Origin of the sequence: Burkholderia alba, from assembly GCF_034721475.1 — a bacterium.
Lineage (GTDB): Bacteria > Pseudomonadota > Gammaproteobacteria > Burkholderiales > Burkholderiaceae > Burkholderia > Burkholderia alba.
This window is the reverse complement of the sequence record NZ_JAWJWL010000004.1, coordinates 299,080-322,561: the sequence shown is the minus strand read 5'-3', so window position 1 is coordinate 322,561 and position 23,482 is coordinate 299,080. Positions and strand designations below refer to the sequence as shown.

At 65.6% G+C, this 23,482-nt stretch carries 25 protein-coding genes and 2 pseudogenes; 16 read left to right on the top strand and 11 right to left on the bottom strand.

Annotated features, from left to right (window positions below; all coding sequences use genetic code 11):
• Positions 1-26 precede the first annotated feature (26 nt).
• Entirely contained in the window at positions 27-1,256 is a 1,230-nt protein-coding gene (locus RZR99_RS06510; protein WP_323118916.1) for a diaminopropionate ammonia-lyase, read from the bottom strand.
• Between the two features lie 170 nt (positions 1,257-1,426).
• Here RZR99_RS06510 and RZR99_RS06505 point away from each other — a divergent pair, with 170 nt between their 5' ends.
• Positions 1,427-1,918, top strand: coding sequence for an Lrp/AsnC family transcriptional regulator (locus RZR99_RS06505; RefSeq protein ID WP_323118915.1), 492 nt, complete (start codon positions 1,427-1,429; stop codon positions 1,916-1,918).
• A gap of 3 nt (positions 1,919-1,921) precedes the next feature.
• Here the strand turns inward: RZR99_RS06505 and RZR99_RS06500 are convergent, their stop codons facing one another.
• Positions 1,922-2,056 carry a hypothetical protein gene (locus RZR99_RS06500; RefSeq protein WP_323118914.1) on the bottom strand — a complete coding sequence of 45 codons (135 nt, stop codon included), beginning with the start codon at positions 2,054-2,056 and terminating at the stop codon, positions 1,922-1,924.
• 201 nt (positions 2,057-2,257) lie between these two features.
• On the opposite strand from RZR99_RS06500, the gene RZR99_RS06495 reads away from it, so the two are divergent.
• The 11 genes from RZR99_RS06495 to RZR99_RS06445 all read left to right on the top strand — a co-directional run bounded on the left by RZR99_RS06495 (position 2,258) and on the right by RZR99_RS06445 (position 11,547).
• Positions 2,258-2,659: a DnaJ family domain-containing protein gene (locus RZR99_RS06495; RefSeq protein WP_323118949.1), complete on the top strand. Its 402-nt coding sequence runs from the start codon at positions 2,258-2,260 to the stop codon at positions 2,657-2,659.
• Entirely contained in the window at positions 2,656-3,213 is a 558-nt protein-coding gene (tadA, locus tag RZR99_RS06490; protein ID WP_407655409.1) for a tRNA adenosine(34) deaminase TadA, read from the top strand. Before RZR99_RS06495 ends, tadA begins: the two co-directional genes overlap by 4 nt.
• Before the next feature lie 57 nt (positions 3,214-3,270).
• Positions 3,271-4,209 (top strand): muramoyltetrapeptide carboxypeptidase, encoded by a 939-nt coding sequence (gene ldcA / locus RZR99_RS06485; protein ID WP_323118913.1) that lies wholly within the window; start codon positions 3,271-3,273, stop codon positions 4,207-4,209.
• Between the two features lie 324 nt (positions 4,210-4,533).
• Positions 4,534-5,232, top strand: a complete 699-nt coding sequence (locus RZR99_RS06480; protein ID WP_323118912.1) for a GntR family transcriptional regulator — start codon at positions 4,534-4,536, stop codon at positions 5,230-5,232.
• 153 nt (positions 5,233-5,385) lie between these two features.
• Entirely contained in the window at positions 5,386-6,906 is a 1,521-nt protein-coding gene (locus RZR99_RS06475; protein ID WP_323118911.1) for an NCS1 family nucleobase:cation symporter-1, read from the top strand.
• A gap of 13 nt (positions 6,907-6,919) precedes the next feature.
• Positions 6,920-7,717: an aspartate/glutamate racemase family protein gene (locus tag RZR99_RS06470; RefSeq protein WP_323118910.1), complete on the top strand. Its 798-nt coding sequence runs from the start codon at positions 6,920-6,922 to the stop codon at positions 7,715-7,717.
• A gap of 147 nt (positions 7,718-7,864) precedes the next feature.
• A complete protein-coding gene (puuE, locus tag RZR99_RS06465; protein WP_323118909.1) occupies positions 7,865-8,818 on the top strand; it encodes an allantoinase PuuE in 954 nt (317 codons plus the stop codon).
• Positions 8,815-9,336 carry a 2-oxo-4-hydroxy-4-carboxy-5-ureidoimidazoline decarboxylase gene (gene uraD / locus RZR99_RS06460; RefSeq protein ID WP_323118908.1) on the top strand — a complete coding sequence of 174 codons (522 nt, stop codon included), beginning with the start codon at positions 8,815-8,817 and terminating at the stop codon, positions 9,334-9,336. The genes puuE and uraD overlap by 4 nt, the downstream gene beginning before the upstream one ends.
• Before the next feature lie 121 nt (positions 9,337-9,457).
• Entirely contained in the window at positions 9,458-10,471 is a 1,014-nt protein-coding gene (alc, locus tag RZR99_RS06455; RefSeq protein WP_323118907.1) for an allantoicase, read from the top strand.
• Positions 10,468-10,980 carry an ureidoglycolate lyase gene (locus tag RZR99_RS06450; protein WP_323118906.1) on the top strand — a complete coding sequence of 171 codons (513 nt, stop codon included), beginning with the start codon at positions 10,468-10,470 and terminating at the stop codon, positions 10,978-10,980. The genes alc and RZR99_RS06450 overlap by 4 nt, the downstream gene beginning before the upstream one ends.
• 144 nt (positions 10,981-11,124) lie before the next feature.
• On the top strand, positions 11,125-11,547 hold the full coding sequence (locus RZR99_RS06445; protein ID WP_323118905.1) for an ACT domain-containing protein: 423 nt from the start codon (positions 11,125-11,127) through the stop codon (positions 11,545-11,547).
• Between the two features lie 144 nt (positions 11,548-11,691).
• Here the strand turns inward: RZR99_RS06445 and RZR99_RS06440 are convergent, their stop codons facing one another.
• Complete coding sequence (locus tag RZR99_RS06440) at positions 11,692-12,885, bottom strand: urate hydroxylase PuuD (protein WP_323118904.1); 1,194 nt, start codon at positions 12,883-12,885, stop codon at positions 11,692-11,694.
• Positions 12,886-12,937: 52 nt separating this feature from the next.
• Positions 12,938-13,291 (bottom strand): hydroxyisourate hydrolase, encoded by a 354-nt coding sequence (gene uraH / locus RZR99_RS06435; RefSeq protein WP_323118903.1) that lies wholly within the window; start codon positions 13,289-13,291, stop codon positions 12,938-12,940.
• 525 nt (positions 13,292-13,816) lie between these two features.
• On the opposite strand from uraH, the gene RZR99_RS06425 reads away from it, so the two are divergent.
• On the top strand, positions 13,817-15,229 hold the full coding sequence (locus tag RZR99_RS06425; protein ID WP_323118902.1) for an 8-oxoguanine deaminase: 1,413 nt from the start codon (positions 13,817-13,819) through the stop codon (positions 15,227-15,229).
• 90 nt (positions 15,230-15,319) lie between these two features.
• Here RZR99_RS06425 and RZR99_RS06420 read toward each other — a convergent pair whose 3' ends face one another.
• Complete coding sequence (locus RZR99_RS06420) at positions 15,320-16,249, bottom strand: LysR substrate-binding domain-containing protein (RefSeq protein ID WP_323118901.1); 930 nt, start codon at positions 16,247-16,249, stop codon at positions 15,320-15,322.
• 195 nt (positions 16,250-16,444) lie between these two features.
• Positions 16,445-16,684: pseudogene (locus RZR99_RS06415) on the bottom strand (DDE-type integrase/transposase/recombinase); the annotation flags it as partial.
• Positions 16,685-17,213: 529 nt separating this feature from the next.
• On the opposite strand from RZR99_RS06415, the gene RZR99_RS06410 reads away from it, so the two are divergent.
• Together RZR99_RS06410 and RZR99_RS06405 are read left to right on the top strand one after the other, a co-directional pair.
• Positions 17,214-17,552: an NHL repeat-containing protein gene (locus RZR99_RS06410; protein WP_323118900.1), complete on the top strand. Its 339-nt coding sequence runs from the start codon at positions 17,214-17,216 to the stop codon at positions 17,550-17,552.
• Between the two features lie 442 nt (positions 17,553-17,994).
• The gene (locus RZR99_RS06405) at positions 17,995-18,507 is read left to right on the top strand and encodes a hypothetical protein (RefSeq protein ID WP_323118899.1); all 513 of its coding nucleotides are present in this window, start codon (positions 17,995-17,997) and stop codon (positions 18,505-18,507) included.
• Positions 18,508-18,788: 281 nt separating this feature from the next.
• Here the strand turns inward: RZR99_RS06405 and RZR99_RS06400 are convergent.
• Positions 18,789-19,388, bottom strand: a pseudogene (locus RZR99_RS06400) (IS6 family transposase).
• A 123-nt stretch (positions 19,389-19,511) separates the two neighbouring features.
• On the bottom strand, positions 19,512-19,721 hold the full coding sequence (locus tag RZR99_RS06395; protein ID WP_323118898.1) for a dodecin: 210 nt from the start codon (positions 19,719-19,721) through the stop codon (positions 19,512-19,514).
• Positions 19,722-19,851: 130 nt separating this feature from the next.
• Between RZR99_RS06395 and RZR99_RS06390 the strand changes: the two genes are divergently transcribed.
• Positions 19,852-20,727, top strand: coding sequence for an NAD(P)-dependent oxidoreductase (locus RZR99_RS06390; protein ID WP_323118897.1), 876 nt, complete (start codon positions 19,852-19,854; stop codon positions 20,725-20,727).
• Positions 20,728-20,790: 63 nt separating this feature from the next.
• On the opposite strand, the gene RZR99_RS06385 is transcribed toward RZR99_RS06390, so the two are convergent.
• The 3 genes from RZR99_RS06385 to RZR99_RS06375 all read right to left on the bottom strand — a co-directional run bounded on the left by RZR99_RS06385 (position 20,791) and on the right by RZR99_RS06375 (position 23,426).
• Positions 20,791-21,237 (bottom strand): hypothetical protein, encoded by a 447-nt coding sequence (locus tag RZR99_RS06385; RefSeq protein ID WP_323118947.1) that lies wholly within the window; start codon positions 21,235-21,237, stop codon positions 20,791-20,793.
• 383 nt (positions 21,238-21,620) lie between these two features.
• Entirely contained in the window at positions 21,621-22,052 is a 432-nt protein-coding gene (gene mscL / locus RZR99_RS06380; RefSeq protein WP_323118896.1) for a large conductance mechanosensitive channel protein MscL, read from the bottom strand.
• 192 nt (positions 22,053-22,244) lie between these two features.
• Positions 22,245-23,426, bottom strand: a complete 1,182-nt coding sequence (locus tag RZR99_RS06375; RefSeq protein ID WP_323118895.1) for a tetratricopeptide repeat protein — start codon at positions 23,424-23,426, stop codon at positions 22,245-22,247.
• Positions 23,427-23,482 lie beyond the last annotated feature (56 nt).

The window sequence follows — 23,482 nt, the reverse complement described above, 5'->3', positions numbered from 1 at the left end:
GGGGTGGAGGTAGGGTGCCGCGCCGTTCACGCGGCTTCGCGCGGACGCCACATGCGCTGGCGGCGCAACACCGATTCCGCCGTCTCGCCGACCAGCGCGTGATAGACGGCCGGCGCGGTCGCGCCCTCGGTATTGACGAGCAGCACGCGGGAGCTGGCGTCGAGCCCCGCGGCCGCGGCGGCGGCGGGATCGCTGCATAGCGCGACGAGGCCCGCCAGGCCGGCCGCGCCGGATTCGCCGGACACGATCGGGCTGTCCAGCGCGTTGCCCGCCGCGAGCATCCGCATCGCGACGGTCGCGGCGTTGTCGTCGATCGTCATGAAACAGTCGATGCTGCCTTCGAGGAAATCCCACGCAAGCGGCGACGCCGCGCCGCACGCGAGTCCTGCCATCACCGAGTCGACCGAGCCCTCGGTATGCACGGCACGGCGCGCGCGGGCGCTCTGCAGCAGACAGTCGGCCTGTTGCGGCTCGACGATCACGAAACGCGGCCGCTGCGCGCCGTGGTATTCCCACAGGTAGCTGGCGATGCCGGCGGCCAGACCGCCGACGCCGCCTTGCAGGATGACGTGCGTATAGGCGGGCGCGGCGGGACGCGCATCGGTCTGTTCGACGAGTTCGGCGGCGATCGCGCCGTAGCCCTGCATCACGTCGCGCGGCACCGCTTCGTAGCCGTCGTAGGAGGTGTCGGAGACGACGTACCAGTCGTTGCGCGCGGCGAGCCGCGCGGCTTCGGCGACGGATTCGTCGTAGTTGCCGGCGATGCGAACGATCTTCGCGCCGAACGCGGCGATGGCCCGCTCCCGCTCGGTGTCGACGTGCGCGTGCAGCACGATCACGCAGCGGCAGCCGATGCTTTGCGCGGCGGCCGCGAGTGCGCGGCCATGATTTCCGTCGGTCGCGCTGATCACGGTGAAGTCGCGCAGCCGCGCGCGGCGCCGGCCGGTAATCAGCTCGAACGGCGTGAAGTCGGCGTCGGGGAAGCTGCGCAGCAGCAGCCGCACGAGCGCGATCGGTGCGCCGAGCGCCTTGAAACTGCCGAGCGGCGAACGCACCGACTCGTCCTTGAGGCCCAGCCTGGCGATGCCGAGCAGGTGCGCGAGGCCCGGCAGCGTGTACAGCGGCGTCGCGGCGAGATGCAGCTGCTCCCAGTGCGACAGCCACGCGCGGCTCTCATGGGCGCGGGCGATGTTCAGGACGGCGGCGAGATCGGCGGGATAGGGCGCACGGCGCACGTGGGGATTGAGGATCAGCATGCAGGCTCCGGTACGGCTCGCTCGGCCTTGACTGCACCGCGGCGAAATGGTCTGATCCGGAATCATATTGCGTGTAATGCGCGATTTCTCGTCTCTTACGCCCACCGAATTGCAATGGTTTTGCATCGCATCGCATCGGGATGCAATACGGTTGCAGGGGCCAGACCGATATGCCGACCGAACTCGACACCTATGACCGCAAGCTGCTGGCGGAACTGCAGCAGGACGCCCGTTTGCCGCAAGGCGAACTCGGCGCACGCGTGAACCTGTCGGCGGCGGCCGTCAACCGACGCTTGAAGCGGCTGCACGACGAGGGCACGATCGAGAAGTACACCGCGGTGGTCGCGCCGGACGCGCTCGGCTATCCGCTGACCATCGTCGTGGAAGTCGAGGTCGCGAACGAACGGATCGATCTGCTCGACGCGATGAAGCAGACGTTTGCCGCCTGCCCGCAGGTCCAGCAGTGCTATTACGTCGCGGGGGAGTGGGATTTCGTGCTGATCTTCGCGGTCCGGCACATGGAGCAGTACACGGAACTGACGCGCGAGTTGTTCTTCAACAACAACAACGTGAAGCGCTTCAAGACGCTCGTCGCGATGAGCCGCGTCAAGACGGGGTTGGCCGTGCCGATCGACGTCGACCCGCCGCCCGCCGGTGCCTGAGCGTCAGAAACGCATCGAGGTGCCGCAGCCGCCGGCATAGCCGCCATTGGTGCCGGCGCCGCCGCAGAATACGCCGCAGCCGGACAGGCCGGACACGAGCGCGATGGTCACCACGGCCAGCAAGAGACTTCGTTTCATTGCGGAAAAACGGTTCGTTACCCTGAGCAAACGGGAGGGGCGGAGCGCATTCCGTCGCGCGGCGGAGCCGCTTTGCGCGCATGCCGCCAAGCATACCGTCTTTCGCCGCGCGGAACCCGGATCTGGAGCATTTGCTCGACAGCGGTGGTGCCGGGCGCATCCCCTGCTAGAATCCGCATGCCGCATTGTTTTGAATTGCCGATGAGACTGCTTGATGCCTTGGTCGAACAACGCATAGCCGCTGCTGCCGCGCGGGGCGAGTTCGACGTTTTGCCGAGAACCGGCGCGCCGATGGGACTGGACGACGATCTGCTTGTCCCGGAAGAGGTGCGCGTGGCGAACCGGATTCTGAAGAACGCGGGCTTCGTGCCGCCCGCGGTCGAGCAGTTGCGGGCCCTGCGTAACCTGCAGGACGAGTTGCAGGCGGTCAACGACCGCGCGACCCGCTGCCGGCTGCAAGCCAAGATGCTGGCGCTCGATATGGCCCTGGAATCGCTGCGCGGCGGCCCGCTGGTCGTGCCGCGCGAATATTGCCGCCGCATCGCCGAACGCCTGTCGGAGCGCGTGCTCGACGACGGCCCGGGCGAAGCGGGGGCGATGTGACCCCGGTCGACCCAACCGCCGTCCCGGCGGTGTCGCCGGACGACGAGCGCGATCGCCGCTTCATGCGGCTCGCGCAGGCCGCCGCCGCCGATGCGCGCGCGGCGGGCGAGGTGCCCGTCGGCGCGGTGCTGGTGCGCGGCGACGAAGTCATCGCGCGCGGCTTCAATCACCCGATCGGCGGACACGACCCGTCCGCCCACGCCGAGATGGCCGCGTTGCGCGCGGCTGCCCAGACCCTGCAGAATTACCGGATGCCCGGCTGCGAGCTGTATGTGACGCTCGAGCCGTGCCTGATGTGCGCGGGCGCGATCATGCATGCGCGCATCGCACGGGTGGTGTTCGGCGCGCCCGATCCCAAGACGGGCGCGTGCGGCAGCGTCGTCGACGCGTTCGCCGATACCCGGTTGAACCACCACACGATCGTCACGGGCGGCGTGCTCGCGGACGAGTGCGGCGCCGCGCTCAAGGCGTTTTTCGCCGACCGGCGGCGCGCGCTGCGGGACGCGCGGCGCGCCGCCGCGACGGATGCCGAGCCGCCCGACGACGGCCGGTGAACCCGGCGGTGCGGTGTGTCTCTAAATACGTCTGATCCATTCTCCTTCAGCGATTTCATGCCTCTCATGCCGAACGCGCCGCGCACGATCCGTCTTCTCGCCCCCTCCGGCTATCCGCACGACCCCGTCGCGATCGACCGGGCGCTCGAGCGTCTGAGCGATGCGCAGCACCGGATCGACAACCTCGAAGCGACGCAGCGCCGCTACCAGCGTTTCGCGGGCACCGACAGCGAACGGGCGGGTGACCTGAACCGGCTGGCCGATACGTCGCAACCGCTGCCCGACATCGGGCTCGCGGTGCGCGGCGGCTACGGCGCGACGCGCATCCTGCACGGGCTCGACTACCGCGGCCTCGAAAGCCGGCTGCGCGATCAGCCGATCGCGCTGGTCGGCCACAGCGATTTCACCGCGATCCAGCTCGCGCTGTACGCGAAGGCGCGCATCAAGACTTTCGGCGGCCCGATGCTGTCCGCGGATTTCGGCGCTGAAACGCCGAGCGAATTCACGATGGGACACTTCTGGAGCACGCTGACCCAGCCGTCGGCCACCTTCCTGGCCGACGTGCCGCAGCAGCAGAGCGTCAACGTGTCGGGCACCCTGTGGGGCGGCAACCTGGCGATTCTCGCTTCGCTGGTCGGGACGCCGTACATGCCGCAGATCGAAGGTGGCATCCTGTTCATCGAGGACGTCAACGAGCAGCCGTTCCGGATCGAACGGATGATCTACCAGCTGCATCTGGCCGGTCTCCTCGCGCATCAGCAGGCGCTCGTGCTCGGGCAGTTCACCGGCGCGCGCTCGTTCGACTACGACAACGGCTACGACATGCAGGCGATGATCGAGCCGTTGCGCGGAGTGATCGGCATTCCGATCGTGACCGGCCTGCAGTTCGGTCACGTGCCGGATCTGCTGACGTTGCCGTTCGGCGCGCACGCTCAACTGGTCGCGAACGATCACGGATTCCGGCTCACGGTGTCGGATTACCCGTATCTCGCGTAGCGGGAAGGGTGAGTGCGGGATGTCGGAAAAGGCGGGTGACCGCCTTTTTTATTGAGCATAAAAAGCAACTAACGGTCTTATTTCGCCAGCGACTTCGACAAAAGGTGCTCATGATCCGGGCATATTTTTGTCGACAAAAAATGATGACTGTCCAGACTGAAAGTCTTGAATGGGATACGGAGAATCTTGATGAATGAACGATATCAGGGCGTCGGCACCAGTTCCGGGCATCTTGCTGCGCCAGGGTTGTGCGAAATTTCATCATTGGATTGTTGACAATATTTATGTCCAACCTAGGATGCTGAACATAACGAGATGCGAATCATGACGAAGAACGATTCTGCCCAGTCAGGCGCGGCCAGCGCCGATGCGATCGCCGAGCGGATTCGCGCCGCGATCCTCGAGCACCGTCTCGCGCCGGGCGCGAAGCTGACCGAGGCGCAGCTGTGCGAGGTGTTCGGCGTGAAGCGCGGGCCGATCCGGCAGGCGCTCGCGCTGCTCGCGACCGACCGGCTCGTCGACCTCGAGCTGAATCGCGGCGCGTTCGTCGCGAGCCCGAGCCTGCGGGACGTGCACGAGGTGTTCGAGATGCGGCGGATCGTCGAGCTGGCCGTGATGGAGCGGCTCGCGACGGGACCGGGCGCGAAACGCCTGAAGGGCGTCGCGGCGATGATCGACAAGGAGCGCAAGGCATTCGAGCGGCACGATTTCTCCGCGTGGATCCGGCTCTCGGGCGAGTTCCACACGGCGCTGGCGGCACTCACCGGCAACACGGTGTTGTGCGATTGCCTGAACGGCCTCGTCGCGCGCTCGACACTGATGTCGGCGCTGTACGAGTCGCACGGCCGCAGTCCGTGCTCGTTCGACGACCACGCCGAGATCCTCGCCGCCCTCGAAACCGGCGACGCGCAGCGGGCCGCCGGGCTGATGGCGCATCACCTGCAGCACGTCGAACTGAAGATGCTCGACCGGCCGGCGCAAGGCGCGGTCGATCTGCGCGACGTTTTCGGCGGCGCGGGCTAGCCCCGCCCCGGACCGCACCGCGCCCACTGAACGGACTCATGTCGGGCGGCAGCGCGAACGCTGCCGCCGGCCGGTGCGGTGCCGGACCTCGATGGCCGGGCCGCGATTTGCAGTGACGATCGCGCGGCTCGCCGCCGCGGGCAAGGAGAGGTCATGGCCCAGTTCAGTGTCGCCCCGGGAAGTACGTCCTATCACTTGGAAGAGCCGTTCGGCAGCGGCGGCGCGCCGCTGCCGAACGGCTATAGCGANGGCAGCGGCGGCGCGCCGCTGCCCCACGGCTATAGCGAACGGCTGTACAACGACGATCTGGCGCCGCTCGAGCGCCAGACCTGGAGCGCGTACAACATCTTCGCGTTCTGGATGTCGGACGTGCACAGCGTCGGCGGCTACGTGTTCGCGGGCAGTCTGTTCGCGCTGGGCCTGACAAGCTGGCAGGTGCTGCTCGCGCTGATCGTCGGCATCGGCATCGTCAACGTGCTGTGCAATCTGATCGCGAGACCGAGCCAGCAGCTCGGCGTGCCGTACCCGGTCGCGTGCCGCGCGACGTTCGGCGTGCTCGGCGCGAACGTGCCGGCGGTGATTCGCGGGCTGATCGCGGTCGCGTGGTACGGCATCCAGACCTACCTTGCATCGAGCGCGCTCGTGATCGTCGTGCTCAAGTTCGTGCCGCAGTGGATGCCGTATGCGCAGGTCCATCACTACGGTTTTCTCGGACTGTCCGCGCTGGGCTGGGCGGGCTTCATGCTGCTGTGGGTGCTGCAGGCGCTGGTGTTCTGGAACGGCATGGAGACGATCAAGAAGTTCATCGACTTCGCCGGGCCGGCCGTGTACGTCGTGATGTTCGCGCTCGCGGGCTACATGGTGTGGCGCGCGGGCTGGCACAACATCGGTCTCGATCTCGGCGGCGTCAAGTACCACGGCGCGGAGGTGATTCCGGTGATGATCACGGCGATCTCGCTGGTCGTCTCGTATTTCTCCGGGCCGATGCTCAATTTCGGCGACTTCTCCCGCTACGGCAAGAGCTTGCGCAGCGTGCAGCGCGGCAATTTCTGGGGGCTGCCGGTGAATTTCCTCGCGTTCTCGCTGGTCACGGTGATCACGACGGCCGCCACGTTGCCGGTATTCGGAGAACTGATTACCGACCCCGTCGAAACGGTCGGCCGCATCGATCATCCGACCGCGGTGATCCTGGGCGCGTTGACCTTCACGATCGCGACGATCGGCATCAACATCGTCGCGAATTTCGTGTCGCCCGCATTCGATTTCTCGAACGTCGCGCCGCGCCTGATCAGTTGGCGAGCGGGCGGGATGCTGGCGGCGATCGCGTCGATTTTCATCACGCCGTGGAATCTGTTCAACAACCCGGCCGTGATCCATTACACGCTCGACGTGCTCGGCAGCTTCATCGGGCCCCTGTACGGCGTGCTGATCGTCGATTTCTACTTGATCAAGCGCGGCAGGCTGGTGCGCGACGACCTCTACACGATGTCGGAGCAGGGTGCGTACTGGTATCGCGGCGGCGTGAATCGCCGCGCGGTGTTCGCGCTGCTGCCGGCCGCCGCGATCGCGATCGCGTGCGTGATGACCCCGGCGCTGCATGGGCTCGCGAATTTCTCATGGTTCGTCGGTGCGCTGCTCGGCGGACTGTTCTACCGGCTGGTCGCCAAGATTTGAGGAGAGGCCCGCGATGAAGATCAAGCTGATCAATCCGAATACGACGCTGCGCATGACGGACGCGATGGGCCGCTGCGCGCGCGAGGTGGCGGCGGCGGGCACGGCCGTCGTCGCGGTGAGCCCGCCGATGGGGCCGCCGTCGATCGAGGGTTATTACGACGAAGCGCTCGCGACGCCGGGCCTGCTGGCCGAAGTCGCGGCGGGCGAGCGCGACGGCTTCGACGGCTACGTGATCGCCTGCTTCGGCGATCCGGGGCTGTACGCGGCGCGCGAACTCGCGCGCGGCCCCGTGATCGGCATCGCCGAAGCGGCGATGCACGCGGCGAGCGTGCTCGCGCCCGGCTTCTCGGTCGTGACCACGCTCTCTCGCACCTGCGGGATGGCGTGGCATCTCGCCGAGCGCTACGGGATGCGGCGGTTCTGCCGGAACGTGCGGGCGACCGACGTCGCGGTGCTCGACCTCGACCGGCCCGGCTCCGCGGCGCGCCGGATCATCATCGACGCCTGCCGCCGCGCGCTCGACGAAGACGGCTCCGACGCGATCGTGCTCGGCTGCGCGGGGATGGCGGAGTTCGCGCACGAGATCGAGCGCGAGATCGGCGCGCCGGTGGTGGAGGGCGTGACGGCCGCGGTCAAGTGGGTGGAGGCGCTGGTGTCGCTGCGCCTGTCGACCGCGAAGCGCGGCGACTACGCACGGCCGCTCGCGAAGCGCTACGACGGCGCGTTCGCGCCGTTCAGTCCGATGCCGGACAGCGGCGAGGAGGCGCTGCGCGTGGAGGTTTTTCCGCAACCGCACATACACGCCGTCTGACCCGCACTATCTGCCCGGCTGTATGGGCGCTACGGCGCGTTTTCGCTACACTGGGCCATCCTTCGCATCGGCGCGCCGCGCCGTGTCGTACACCGCCGCGCTACCGATGCGAACCCCATTTCCTCGGGTCATTACTCGCATCCAACCATGTCACTCGATCCCAACTATCCGCGCGACCTGATCGGCTACGGCCGCCATCCGGTGCAGGCGAACTGGCCGGGCCGCGCGCGCGTCGCGGTGCAGTTCGTGCTCAATTACGAAGAGGGCGGCGAAAACTGCGTGCTGCACGGCGATCCGGCATCCGAGCAGTTCCTGTCGGAGATCGTTGGCGCGGCCGCGTATCCGGCACGCCACATGAGCATGGAATCGATCTACGAATACGGCTCGCGCGCGGGCGTGTGGCGGATCCTGCGCGAGTTCGAGAAGCGCGGCCTGCCGCTCACCGTGTTCGGCGTCGGCATGGCGCTCGAACGGCACCCGGAGCTTGCGCGCGCGTTCGTCGAGCTGGGGCACGAGATCGCCTGCCACGGCTGGCGCTGGATTCACTACCAGGACATGTCGCCCGAGCGCGAGGCCGAACACATGCGGCTCGGGATGGCGGCCATCGAACGGGTCGCCGGGGTGCGGCCGCTCGGCTGGTATACCGGCCGCGACAGTCCGAATACGCATCGCCTCGCGGCCGAATACGGCGGCTTCCTGTACGACTCCGACAACTACGGCGACGATCTGCCGTTCTGGATGGACGTCGCCGTGTCGGGCGGCGCGACGGCGCCGCAGCTGATCGTGCCGTATACGCTCGACACCAACGACATGCGGTTCGCGACGCCGCAGGGCTTCAATACCGCCGATCATTTCTTCCACTACCTGCGCGACGCCTTCGACGTGCTCTACGAAGAGGGCGACGAAGCGCCGAAGATGCTGTCGATCGGCATGCACTGCCGGCTGCTCGGCCGGCCCGGCCGGTTCCGCGCGCTGCAGCGCTTCCTCGATCACATCGAGCGGCACGAGCGCGTGTGGGTGACGCGTCGCGTCGACATCGCGCGCCACTGGCGCGAACATCATCCGTACCAGCCCCAACCTCAACGCGAAGAGAAAGCATGAAGGCGATGCGCTATCCCCTGGACCAACTGAACACGATGTCGCCCGACGGCTTCGTCGCGGCGCTGTCGGGCATCTTCGAGCATTCGCCGTGGGTCGCCGAGGCGGTGGCGGGCGCGCGCCCGTTCGCGAGCGTCGACGCGTTGCATCGGGCCATGTCGCAGGCGGTCGAGACCGCCTGCGAAGCGCGCCGGCTCGCGCTGATCAACGCCCACCCGGAGCTGGCCGGCAAGGCCGCGGTGCGCGGCGAGCTGACCGAGGAGTCGACCCGAGAGCAGAGCGGGGCGGGCCTCGCGCAATGCACGCAGGAGGAGTTCGACACGCTGCAGCGGCTGAACCGCGTGTACCGCGAGAAATTCGGTTTTCCGTTCATCCTCGCGGTGCGCGGCTACGACCGCCACGGCATCATCGCCAACTTCGAGGCGCGCGTCGCCCATACGCGTGGCGAAGAACTGCGCGCCAGTCTCGACCAGATCTACCGGATCGCGCGCTTCCGGCTCGACGACCTGATCGGCGCGTGACCCATCACGGCTGCGCGCGGCGCAGCCATCGCAACGGCCGCCGCGGCATGCGCGGCCGTTGCGGTTCATCGGCCGCCCGGCGGCCGCGGCTTTTCACGACAAACAGACAAAGGACGACATCATGGCTCTCCCGCTTCTCGACCCCAACGCACCCGAATTCACCCGGCGCTATGTGAATCTGGCCGATCCGCGCCTGGGTGCGCAGGCGCTCGAAGCCAGCGACGATTTCTTCGCGCCGAAGGAGCGGATGCTGAACCCGGAGCCGGCGGTGTTCATCCCGGGCAAGTACGACGACCACGGCAAGTGGATGGACGGCTGGGAAACCCGCCGCAAGCGCACGACGGGGTACGACTGGTGCATCGTGAAGCTGGCGCGCCCGGGCGTGATCCACGGGCTCGACCTCGATACGAGCCATTTCACCGGCAACTTCCCGCCCGCCGCGTCGGTCGAGGCCGCGTATGTCGCCGACGGCGCGCCGAACCAGGCGACGCAGTGGGTCGAGATCGTGCCGTCGACGACGCTGCAAGGCAACAGCCACCACTACGTGACGGTAGCCGACGCCCGCGCGTTCACCCACCTGCGCGTGAACATCTACCCGGACGGCGGGATCGCGCGGCTGCGCGTCTACGGCCAGCCGAATCTCGACTGGGCGGGCGCGAGCGCGACCGAATTGTTCGATCTCGCGGCCATGGAGAACGGCGGCTACCTGGTGGCCGCGAACAACCAGCACTTCGGGCTTGCATCGAGCATCCTGCTGCCGGGCCGCGGCGTGAACATGGGTGACGGCTGGGAAACGCGGCGCCGCCGCGAGCCGGGCAACGACTGGGCGATCATCGCGCTCGCGCAGCCGGGCGTGATCCGCAAGATCGAAGTCGACACCGCGCACTTCAAGGGCAACTACCCGGATCGCTGTTCGATCCAGGCCGCCTACGTGACGGGCGGCACCGACAGTTCGCTGGTTACGCAGGCGATGTTCTGGCCGGTTCTGCTCGGCGAACAGAAGCTGCAGATGGACAAGCAGCATCACTTCGAAACGGAACTCGCGGCGCTCGGTCCCGTCACGCACGTGCGGGTGAACATCATTCCGGACGGCGGCGTGTCGCGCGTGCGCGTATGGGGTACGCTCGACAAATGAAAACCCTGGCAATCGAACCTCTGACCCGCGACGCATTCGCCCCGTTCGGCGACGTGATCGAAACCGACGGCGCGAAGCAGATCCCGATCAATCTCGGCACGACGATCCGCTTTCACGACCTCGCGACAGTCGACGTCGCCGATGAGGGCGGGCGCACGCTCGTGAACCTGTTTCGCGGTCAGCCGCGCACGCTGCCGTTCGAGGTGAAGATGCTCGAACGGCACCCGCTCGGCAGTCAGGCGTTCGTGCCACTGAACGACAAGCCGTATCTGGTCGTCGTCGCGCCCGCGGGGCCGCTCGATCCGGCACGCATCCGCGCGTTCGTCACGAGCGGCTGGCAAGGCGTGAACTACGCGAAGGGCGTCTGGCATCACCCGCTGATCGCGCTCGGCGGCGTGAGCGATTTCGTCGTCGTCGATCGCGGCGGCGACGGGCTCAACCTGAACGAGCAGGATCTGGCCGAGTCGCTGTGGCTGACGGAAGAAGCGCTGCATACGCTGACGACCTGAGCGGCACGGCCGCGCGCCTGCCGCCGTTCCCGCGAAGCCCGCGAGTCGATCGCGGGCTTCGTCTTTTTACGGGTGCGCTGTGTCGGCCGGTGCTATTGTCCGCGTACCGAAACCGATACGTGCGCTGCCACGCGCCCCCGCCCGATGAGCAAATCCGAAGCCGATCTGAACACGCTATTGCGCACGATGCAGCCCGTACTGAATCCGGGCGGTTATGTCTACGCGTCGCTGCCGGACCATGCGCAAGTCCATCTTGCCGACGTGATCGCCACCTTTCGCGAGTGCGAAGGGCTGACGGTGGTCGCGGCCGAGGCCGTCGCCGCGCGGCATGGGTGGCCGGTGCTGTTCCGCGCGGCGTGGCTCACGCTCACCGTGCATTCGGACCTGCAGGCCGTGGGGCTGACCGCCGCTTTCGCGCGGGCGCTGGGCGCGGCGAACATCAGCTGCAATGTCCTGGCGGCTGCCTACCACGATCATGTCTTCGTGCCGTTCGAGGACGGCGAGCGGGCGCTCGAGGCGCTTGTCGCGCTGCAGCGCAACGCGGCATCCGGCGACGGAGCGCGGTAAGCGATTTCCGCCGTGCGTTACCGCATCCGATGCGCGCCGGTAAGCCGTTGTGTTTTGTCCGCCTCGAAAAAACAGGCCCGCTACGGGGCCTGAAAACGATTCATGCGGATGCCGCATCCGGCATCCTGTCCGCGAACGCGGCGCTTACTTCGTCGCGCCGCCCTCGAACCACGCGGCGATCTTCGTGCGCTCGTCGTCGGTCATGTGCGTGACGTTGCCGATCGGCATCGCCTTCAGCTGCACCGCCTGCTGGTAGATCCGCTGCGCGTTCTGCGAGATCTCGTCCGGCGTGTCGAACATCACGCCCGCGGGCGCGCTGCCCATCAGCGTCGGCTTGGCCGAATGGCACTCGATACAGCGCTGCTGCAGGATCGGCGCGATGTCCTTGATCGCGACCTTCGGCGCGTTCGCGGCCTGCGCTTCCGGCGCGATGGGGCGCGGCATCGTCCACACCAGCGCCGTGAGCATCAGCGCGACGCCCGCGAGCGGCAGGTACCACAGCTGCTGGCCGCGATGGCGCATCACGAAGAACTGGCGAATCAGCGCGCCCGCCAGCATGATGATGACGAGCACGATCCAGTTGTACTTGTTCGTATAGGTCATCGCGTAGTGATTCGACAGCATCGCGAACACGACGGGCAGCGTGAAATAGGTGTTGTGCACCGAGCGCTGCTTGCCGCGCTTGCCGTAGATCGGGTTCGGCGTTTCGCCCTTCAGCATCTTGTCGACCATCTTGCGCTGGCCGGGGATGATCACGAAGAACACGTTGGCCGACATGATCGTCGCGAGCATCGCGCCGACGATCAGGTACGCGGCGCGGCCCGAGAAGATGTGGCAGGCGAGGTACGCGGCGGCGACCACGTAGAGGCCGACGAACACGCCGAGCAGCTTGTCGCGGTTGCCGAGCAGGCGGCACGCGGAGTCGTAGACGATCCAGCCGGCCATCAGGAAGCCGAGCGCGGACGCGACGGCCACCACCGGACCCATGTCGAGCACGGTGCGGTCGATCAGATAGGTATTGGGCGCCATCAGATACAGCACGAAGAACAGTCCGAAGCCGGACATCCAGGTGGTGTACGACGGCCACTTCGACCAGTGCAGATCCTCCGGCATTTCGGGCGGCGCGACCATGTACTTCTGCATGTTGTAGAAGCCGCCGCCGTGCACGTGCCAGAGTTCGCCGAACACGCCGCGCTGGCGCAGGCTCGCGTCCTTCGGCGGTTTCAGGCTGTTGTCGAGCGCGACGAAATAGAATGATTCGCCGATCCAGGCGATCGCGGCGATGACGTGGAACCAGCGAATCGCGAGACTCAGCCAGTCGGTAATGAAGCCTTCCATGAAACTCCTCCGAAACTCGTTCGTTATCGTGAAACAGGCGGCCGATACGATGTCAGCTGCCGCGATAGGTGCTGTAGGCCCACGGCGACACGAGCAGCGGTACGTGGTAGTGGGCGGCGGGGTCGGCGATGCCGAAGCGGAGCACGACGCGATCGACGAAGCGCGGTTCGGGCACCGTCACGCCGAGCGCCGCGAAATAGTCGCCCGCGTGGAACACGAGCTCGTATTCGCCGGCGGCCAGTTCGGCGCCTTCGAGCAGCGGGGCGTCGCAGCGGCCGTCGCTATTGGTGAGGGTGGTCTTGAGCGGACGGCGCGTGTCGCCGTCCAGCGCGTACAGTTCGATCTTGAGCGCGGCGCCGGGGCGGCCGTGTGCGGTATCGAGCACGTGGGTAGTGAGCTTTCCCATTCGCAAGGGTCCTTATGTGAATGCGGGGATCGGCGGCGGCCCGATCCAATACTGCTGCGGCGGATCGAGGCTCCACGTCAGTGGCTACATACCCGTCGGCGAGTTGAAGCGAGCGCCGTGCAGGCATTGTAAAAAGGTTCGGACGGCAACACGCGAGCGATAGCAAAGATAATGCGCACCGCATGAAAGGGCGGCGCGACCGGGCGGATCGGCTTGCGGTGCCCGCGGGCCGGCCGGTGCCGATCCGGGGCGATTTCTCGCGCCGATATGCCAAGTTAGTCCAACATATCGGAATCGTGAAGGGGAGTATTCGGCCCGGCGAATTGTGCGAAGCCGCGTCATGCGCGATCCTCGGCCCCGTGGCTGCAGCCGGCGCCGTCGAACCCGACGCCCCCGGCCGCGCACCCCGAAGACGGCAAGCATGCCGGGTAACCGGGCCAGGGCGTTCGAACGGACGCGGCGGCGCGGTCGGGGCTGCGGCTTGCGTTCGAACGGCTTAGCGGACAGAAGCGGAGATCGAACCCTATGGCGCAACACCTTCCCCCACGCGCTGACGCGCCCACGCAACCCCCGAAGCCCACGAGGACGCTGCTCGTCAGGCACGCCGACGTGGTTGTCACGATGGACGGCGCGCGCCGCGAGCTGCGCGACGCCGGGCTCTACATCGAGGACAACCGGATCGTCGCGGTCGGCCCGAGCGCCGAATTGCCCGCCGAGGCGGACGAGGTGCTCGACCTGCGCGGCCACCTGGTGATCCCGGGCCTCGTCAACACCCATCACCACATGTACCAGAGCCTGACGCGCGCGATTCCCGTTGCGCAGAACGCCGAGCTGTTCGGCTGGCTCACCGGCCTCTACCCGATCTGGGCGAACCTGACGCCGGAGATGATCGAGGTCTCGACGCTGACCGCGATGGCCGAGCTGCTGCTGTCCGGCTGCACGACGTCGAGCGACCATCTATACCTCTACCCGAACGGCAGCCGGCTCGACGACAGCATCGCGGCCGCCCGGCGGATCGGCATGCGCTTTCACGCGAGCCGCGGCAGCATGAGCGTCGGACGGAAGGCGGGCGGCCTGCCGCCCGATTCGGTGGTCGAGCGCGAATCGGACATCCTGAAAGACACGCAGCGGCTCATCGAGACCTATCACGACGCGGGGCGTTACGCGATGCTGCGGATGGTGGTCGCGCCGTGCTCGCCGTTTTCGGTCAGCCGCGAGCTGATGCGCGATGCGGCGAAGCTGGCGCGGCGCCACGGCGTGTCGCTGCACACTCATCTGGCCGAGAACGTCAACGACATCGCGTACAGCCGCGAAAAGTTCGGGATGACGCCCGCCGAATACGCGGAGGATCTCGGCTGGGTCGGTCCCGACGTGTGGCACGCGCACTGCGTGCAGCTCGACGATGCCGGCATCCGGCTGTTCGCGCGCACCGGCACGGGGGTCGCGCATTGCCCATGCTCCAACATGCGGCTCGCGTCGGGTATCGCACCCGTGCACAAGATGCGGCTGGCGGGCGTGCCGGTGGGGATCGGGGTCGACGGCTCGGCGTCGAACGACGGCGCGCAGATGGTCGCCGAGGTGCGCCAGGCGCTGCTGCTGCAGCGGGTCGGCTTCGGGCCCGACGCGATGACCGCGCGCGAAGCGCTGGAGATCGCGACGCTGGGCGGCGCGCAAGTGCTCAACCGCAACGATATCGGCGCGCTCGCGCCGGGGATGGCCGCCGACTTCGTGGCCTTCGATCTGCGCCAGCCGCAGTTCGCCGGCGCGCTGCACGACCCGGTCGCGGCGCTCGTGTTCTGCGCGCCGTCGCAGGCGGCTTACACGGTCGTGAACGGCCGCGTGGTGGTGAAGGAGGGACGCTTGACGACGGTCGACCTCGGGCCGGTGATCGAACGGCACAACGCGCTAGCGAAGACGCTCTACGAAGCGGCGCGTTAAAGGGCGGACTGAGCGGCCATCCTGTCGACGAGGCAAAACGGACCGGGAAACCGGTCCGTTTTGTTTTGCGCCTCGGCCGCGGCGCGCCGCCTATGCGTCGATCAGCGTGCGGGTGGCCTCGGCGACCAGGCTGCGCAGCCAGCGCACCTCGTCCGAATAGTGGCAGCGCTCGTGCCACAGCTGGTAGTACTGCATCGGCGGGAAGTCGAGCGGCGCGGGCACGACCGATAGCGGCAGGAATTTCGCGTAGTGATCGGCGAACAGGCGCGTCGTCGTGAAGATCAGGTCCGACTTGACGAGCACGTACGGCGCGAGATTGAAGTACGGCAAAGTCACGACGACGTGCCGCTTCAGCCGTTCGCGCGCGAGGTGCACGTCGATCGCGCCGCGCTGACCGACCGAATAGGGCGTCGGTGCAAGGTGCGGCGCGTTCAGGTACTGGTCGAGCGTCAGGCCGCCGCGCTTCGCGAACGGGTGCGTGTTGCTCATCAGGCAGACGATCTCGTCGACGAAGAGGTTCGACAGGTGCAGCTGCTCGGGCGGCTCCGGCCAGTTGCCGACGACGATGTCGAGCTTGCCGTCCTCGAGCGCGAGTTCGTAGTCGAACGCCGGGCCGAGCGAGTGGAATTCGAGCGTCGCGTTCGGCGCGGCCTGCCGGAAGCGCTCGACGACGGTCGGCACGAACAGCACGTTGAGGTAGTCGGGACAGCCGATCCGGTAGCAGCGGATCGATGTTGCCGGGTCGAAATTGTGCTGCTGGAACTTGATGCGCTCGATTTCCCGCAGCGCATTCTGCACCGGCTCGAGCAGGCGCAGTCCGTATTCGGTCGGCACCATGCCGGATTTGCCGCGTACCAGCAGCGGATCGCCGGTGATGTCGCGCAGGCGGCGCAGCGCGGCGCTGATGGCCGGCTGGGACTGGTTCAGTTTGACGGCCGCGCGCGTGACGCTGCGTTCCATCAACAGGGTGTGCAAGACGCGCAAAAGATACGTGTCGATCGCCTCGCGTTGCTGACTCATGATTTCTCCGTTTATATGTCCGGGCTGATCGAGTGGGGGCTGGGGTATATCGTTTTTAATATGAACAGAAATGAGCGTCAAGGGCGGCTTACCCTCGACCGCCCATCTGACGCCCCATGCCCGGCGGCGAGCCTGCAATAGGGTGGCGGTCGCGATAAGGACAGAGCGGAACGTGTGGTCCCAAGGTGATTCGGACTACTCATATCGTTGGCGGATAAATTGCTCGGCCTTGCTCGCCGGCATCCGAGTCTTGCAATTTACCTTCATTTTCCTTTTCTTGATCATGGACATCGCTTCGATGCCCGAGAGGATGAAGCGAGCGCCACGGAATCTTTTGAAGTTGATCATCGGTCGCGTGCGCCGCTTGATCGCGCGATGGTCCTGTTCGACGATGTTGTTCAGGGATTTCTTTTGGGGGATTCGAATCGACTGCTCGTGCGCGGATGTCTCGATGAAGATCATTTACGCCGGGTTGCTCGAAGCTCAGTTTCTCCACTTCGGCCGGTATCGACTCGTATTTCATCGGTACGCAACGCCTGTCGGGATGCATACCTGGTGCACCAGATTAAAAATTGTTTACTTAAATTACATATGAAGTCAGAATGCTTCTCATTGCACGTCTCGGGTTGACTGCCTTGTCTCGATCAATCGCTTCTGCATCAGCGGCTCTATTGTATCGGCTCGTGAACAAGGGCGCTTGGGTGCAGGGTATTCGGCATTTCTCTATCGATACGCCCGGGGCAGGATTTTCTAATTGAAGAGTGTCGCTGCAGACTGCCCTCTCGGTCGGCTGTTTAAAAATTAACTGATCACGAGATTTGCGGGCGTGGCGTGTCGATTGGCCGAGCTGTCATCGACAGGTTGGCGTATTCATTAAAATAAAAGAATTCGTTGCTCGATCGTCAATGTCGTGACGGTCTTGTTTTTTCAGTCGGTGATTCAATATATTCCCAAGGAAAATTAAATGAGTTCGATTAAAAAAATTAAATATTCCATGATGGCTCTGGCGGTCGCGGCTGGAGCTTTCAATTATTCCGAGGCTTTCGCAGTGAATCTCGTCGTGCCGGACGCAGGCGTGATAAGGTTGCAGAACTACACCGATACGAAGGCGGTTCTGTGGAACACGGGATCGCCATGTACCAATGGGCAATTGGTTCTTGATGCCGCGGATTCCGCCGATCGAAACAAGCAATTGTGGGTAACGGTTCTCGCTGCGAAATCTTATGGCGGGAAGCTGTATTTCGAATATACCTCGGACAATGGAGTGTGCGTGATTCGTAGTTTTGCTGCCGAAGCGCAGTGATCAATATAATTGGGCGGAAATTGGCTGCTGCGGAAGGTATGCGGTGGTTGAAAACAGTGCAAAACGGGTGATCTGCGCGAGTTGATCTGATTATCCGTTTTGAAAGAGCAGCCGATGCCGAGAGCGCTTCGTTATACACATATCGAGATCCAACATGGCCGATTGACCGCTCAGCGCTTGATGCGCGGGGCTTCTCGACCACCAGGTTCAATGTGGCTCAAGGGTTTGCGGGCGGCCAGCGCATCCGGCGACGCCTTGTTGCACGGGGCCACAGCCGGTCAGCGGCTGCTCTCGGCGACTGAACCGGCCGGACGAAAAACTTGCTGGATAAGATTCTGCGGACTTGTGTCTCACGAGGTGTGCTGACGATGATCGGAAATGAGCGGCGAATTCAGATCATCCTTGGCGGGCTGTTAATTCATTTGATAAATTTATGAAGCACATGAAAAAAATCTCCATTGTTGCCGCGCTGGGTGTATTTGCTTCATCGGCCGCCGTCGCAGCAACCCAATCCGTCATTTCAGCATCGGCCGCGATGGTTTCCGCGAGAGACCGCACAGTCAATGTTCATGTTGTATTGAAGGGAGATATTGTCGTTCGACGCATCCAGCCGAACCCGCAAAACTCTACGTCCAAGCTGACGATTTTCGTCAACAACACCGAGGTCGCGAGTTACACCGCCGCTCAACTCAAGCATACCCAGGAATATAACCGATACGATTATGTGCAGAACTGCAGCCAGTCAGGCTGCTGGTCTACTCAGGTAGTTTTCGCAAACACCGCACAAGTCGAGGTTAACCAGACCATTACGATCCCCCGTGGCGTGCGGTCCGTGCCGGTATACGCCACGTTCAACGGCGATCGTTATTCGACGAGTGCCACCTCCGGCAAGATCGACGCGAAGCTTAAAACTGCGCTTCCGGTCGGCGCGCTCAACCTTCTTCTGAGTGATTAAGTTAGTCGCAACGGTAAATGAGCGAGCGTTGGATAGTGTTCCAAGCGGGGTTGAAGGTTGAAGGCGGCGGTTCACGCGGGAATCCGAGAAAATAGGGTTTCCAAGGCCGAGCGCCCAAACAGGAGAACCGCCAAAATGAAGCCCGACAAAAAACTCCGCCGTTGCGCGGTTCTGTCGCAATAAGGATGGAAAGAGACGCGGGTCCTGAGGTGATTCGGACTGTTTTATCGTCAACGCGTCAATTAATCGGTTGGCGTCCGGGTCCTGCCATTCGCCTTCATCTATCTTTTCCTGATCGTGTACATCATTTCGATGCCTGGCGGGATGATGCGCGCACCGCGGAATGTTTTGAAGTTGATCATCGATCGCATGTGCCGCTTAATCGCGCGATGGTCCTGTTCGACGGTGTTATTCAAGTACTTCTTCCGGCGGATTCGAATCGGCTGCTCGCGTTCGGCACCGATCGCCTGCAGCGCGGCGAAGCTCGCGCCGCTCTTGTCGATCGACTTTTCAACGTATTGCCAGGCAGCACTTGCCCAGACGGGCGCGCAGTAATCAGTCGACGGGGTTGCCGTCCTTGTCGACCGCCCGGTACAGGTACCTCCATTGCTTGCCGATCTCGATGCGAGTTTCGTCCAGCCGCCAGCGCTTGCCGACCGGTCGCTTGCAACGCCGACTCCCCTTTTCCATTCGGCAGCAGTCTCCCGGCTCGGCGATGCACCGTCGAGCGATCCGCCGGCGGACCGCGTTCGGCCGTCATTGCCTCCAGAGGGCGCAGGTCCAACGGGTAGTCGACGTACCAGCGCACGCATACCGGGAGCACATCGAACGAACGGGTAGCGCAGGCGCTTGAACGAATGGTTCAGGGCCGGATCAATCAACGGCTTCGCCGGTCGGATTCTTTCGCTTTCAGCGCGCCTGCTTACCGGACCGCCTTGATGGCGACAGAACCCAAAGCGACGGGCGCGTGCGCGTCCGTTTCGTCGCGGCGAGCGGCCGCCGCGCTAGTCATCGATGCGCAGCCCGACCTTCAGCGTGACTTGCCAGTGCACGACCTGGTCGCCTTCGATATGGCCGCGCGTTTCGGTCACTTCGAACCAGTGCAGGTTGCGCACGGTCTTCGCGGCCTTGGCGATGGCGGTGCGGATCGCATCGTCGCTCGACTGGCGCGACGAGCCGGTGAGTTCGAGCAGCTTGTAGACGTGGTCGCTCATGATGTCTCCCGTTCGTATCGGACGGCGCGGGCGTGGCGGCCGACGCCGCTCAGGCACCCGGGCCTTCTTGAGTGATAGGTATGATGGGCGGCAAGTTCAACTGGATTCGACACCGAGGAAGAGGCGCAACGTGGACGTAGGGTTTTGTGGGCCGGGGCTGATGGGCGCGCCGATGATCCATCATCTGCTGAAGGCGGGACATCGGGTGCATGTGTGGAACCGCACGCGGGAGAAGGCGCAGGCGCTGGCCGCGGACGGCGCGCAGGTGGTCGACCTGCCGTGCGAACTGGCGGAGCGGGCCGACACGGTACTGCTGTGCGTGCTCGACGCGCGCGCGGTCGGCGACGTGGTGTTCGGGACGGACGGACTGCTGGCGGGCGACGCTGCCGCCCGCCGGGTGCGCCGCATCGTCGATCACTCGAGCATCGCGCCCGCCGCGACGCGCGCCTATGCGGCGCGCGCGGCGGCGCTCGGCGTCGCCTGGGTGGATGCGCCGGTGTCGGGCGGCGTGCCGGGTGCGCAGGCGGGTACGCTCGCCGTGATGGCGGGCGGGTTGCCCGCCGACGTCGACGCGGTGCGGCCGTTGCTCGGCGCCTACGCGGCCCGCGTCACGCACCTGGGCGATGCGGGCGCGGGGCAGACCGCGAAGCTGTGCAACCAGGCGATCGTGACCGCGACGGTCACCGCGATTGCCGAGGCCGTCGGTCTCGCGCAGGCGAGCGGCATCGACGCGGCGCGGCTCGCCGAGGCGCTCGCGGGCGGCTGGGCCGATTCGGTGCTGCTGCAGACGTTCGTGCCGCGCATGACGAGCGGGGGCCACCCGCCGATCGGCGCGCTGAGCACGTTCCAGAAGGACGTCGATGCGATCGCCGACGCGGCGCGCGATGCGGGGGCGGTGATGCCGGTCGCGGGCACCGTTCAGCAGGTGCTGCGGCTCGGCGCGGCGATGGGGCTCGCGGACGCGGATTTCGCGGCATTCATCGACATCGTGCGTCCGCGGCGCTGAGTCGGGCCGGGTGGGGTGCGGATGCGAAACGGGCCGCTTGACGCGGCCCGCGAGGGAAGGGGCTCAGCCCAGCGAGCGTGGCGTGGTATCGCCGGCGTTCTGCCGGCCGATGCCGTTGCGCAGGCTGGCTTTCACGCCTGCACCAAATTCGGGCAGGATGCGCGCGCGGGCGCGGCTCGCAAACACGAGGAAGCCGAACCCGTTCGCCTCGTACCAGTAGCCGCCGTTCTCCAGCCCGTCGAGCGGCTGTTCGAGCGCATTGGCGATCGATTCGATGCAGCGCTTGCGCAATTCGGCGATCGCCGGATAGGGCGGCTGCGCGCCCCGCACGCTGCACAGCAGGACGTCCAGGCCCGGCAGCACGTGTGCGTAGAGCACCGGTTCGTCCTGAGCACGGGCGCGGGCGATTTTCGTATCGAGCTGCGCGAACGGTTTCGCGTGGCGCAGGATCGCCAGAAACGATTCCTGACCGTCCTGTTGCGCACGTCGACGTTTTTTCGGGAAGGACATAAACACTCGCCTCAAAAACAATTGCAAGAAATGCGGCTTCCTCATGCGACCCACTCCCGGCTATGCGCGCCGCATGTCGATCTTTTATAGCATACGAAAATGCCGGCTTCATGAAGTTCGACGCCGTCGTCATTTCCGTCGAACCGCACGCATGCCCAGGATCGCCACAGCCAGCGCTTTTGCGCCTGCACTGTCGTTTAGTCTCAATAATAGACCCGGTCGTGCCGAGCGTGCATTCGGACTTCATAAAAAAACCACGATTCCGGCGGGCGGGGGCCGGACGTGTCGATCTTGCGGCGAGTGCGATACCGTGCCGGAGCGGCCAAGACAAAAAAAGCCCGCGCAGGGCGGGCTTCGGTGGGCAGGCGAACGGACGCCGCGCGTTATCGCTGCTTCAGCGAATCGCGGATCTCGCGCAGCAGCACCACGTCCTCGGGCGTCGGGGCCGGCGCGGCTTCGTCGGGCTTGCGCAGCTTGTTGATGAACTTGACCATCAGGAAGACGATGAACGCCAGGATGACGAAGTTGATCAGGACCGTGATGAACGAGCCGTAGCCGAACGCGGCGACGCCGGCCGCCTGTAGATCCTTGAACGAATCGGGGTTGCCCTTGAACGTCGCGGGAATCTGGCCCAGCAGGATGAATTTGTTCGAGAAATCGAGGCCGCCCGTCACGACGCCGATCACCGGCATGATCAGATCCTTCACGACGGAATCGACGATCTTCGAGAATGCCGCGCCGATGATCACGCCGATCGCGAGATCCATGACGTTGCCCTTGACGGCGAATTCCTTGAATTCCTTGATGATGCTCATACGCGGCTTTCTCCTGGCTGAGAGGAATGAGGGCGCGCGGCCGGGATTCGTGACCACGCGTTGATGGCCGCCATCATAACGAACCCGGCCCTCGATCGGTAGTCATCTTAAAAATGTTAACAATGCCGCGGGCGCCCGCGCCGTTCGTGAAAATGGGCCATCGCTGGCCCATTTCGTCGTTCTAACCGTCAATCAGCTGTTGTTGCTCCAATCGTCGCTGCTGCCGAGGTCGACACCGCCGCCCGAGTCGCCTCCGGCGCCGCCGCTGCCCCAGCTGTCGCCCTGGCCCAGGTCGAAGCCGGGGTCGGCCGCGCGCCGGCGCGCGTCGTCGTCGACGATCACGTCGCGCTCGATCACGCGCTCGCGGCTGCCCGACATCGCCTGGCCGAGCAGGACGCCGGTCAGCAGGCCGCCCATGCCGCCGCCGAATCCGCCGCCCTGCTGGACGACGACGGGCGGCTGTTGTTGCGGCGGATACGGCGAGTACGGGGGCTGTTGGGACCCGCCGCCGAACCGCTCGGCTTCCTGCGCGTACGCCGAACCGCTTCCGCCTGCTTGCGCGGCGGGGGCGGCGTTCGGGTCGGGCCGACCTTCGACGCGCGCCTTGAGGCTCGCGAACTGGCGCTCCAGTTCGTCGAGCTGATACGGCGGCACGGGATTCTTGCCGTTCGACAGCGTTTCCACCAGCGTGCGCGCCTGGCTCTCGACGTTCTCGATCTCGCCGTTGAGCGCCGCCGCGCCCGGCGCGGTGGACAGGCGCGCATCGAGCTTGAGCGGACGTACTTCGTTGAGCAAGTCGGTCGCGCGCTTCAGTTGCGCACGGCGTTCGTCGTCGCCCCGCTGAGTGTCGGACGAGCGCGCGCGGCGCAGCGTCCAGCGCAGCACCAGTGCGATCACGCCGATCAGCACGGCGAAGCCGATCCACATGCCGGAGGACGGCTCATGCTTGGCGGGCGCCGCGGGCGCCAGCTGTTGCTGCTGGGGTTGGGACGGCAGGAGGGCGCCGCCGGACGTGGCGGAGCGGCGCTCGCCCTGCGACGTGAGCCGCTGCGCGTCCGCGCGCACCCGGGCTTCGGTCTGCGCGAACTTGGCGGGGTCGGTGAAGCGGATCTGCGGATCGAGCGACTTGGCGCGCTGGATCTGTTCGAGCGCGTCGACCGAACGGCCTTCGCGGTCGAGCACCTGGCCGTACAGATAGCGGGCGCGCGCATTGTTCGGATAGGCGTCGACGACTTGCGACAGCTGAGCGTCGGCCTGCTGCCAGTTGCCTTGCGAGATCGACTGCTGGATCTGCGACAGCGACGGCACGGCGGCGAAGGCCGCGGCCGACACGACGAGCAGCGCGAGACCGACGGCTGCGAGAAGCTTTTTCATGATCGAACCGGGCGCTGGGCCCGTCTCCTTGCGAACGAGGCCGCCGATGCGGCACC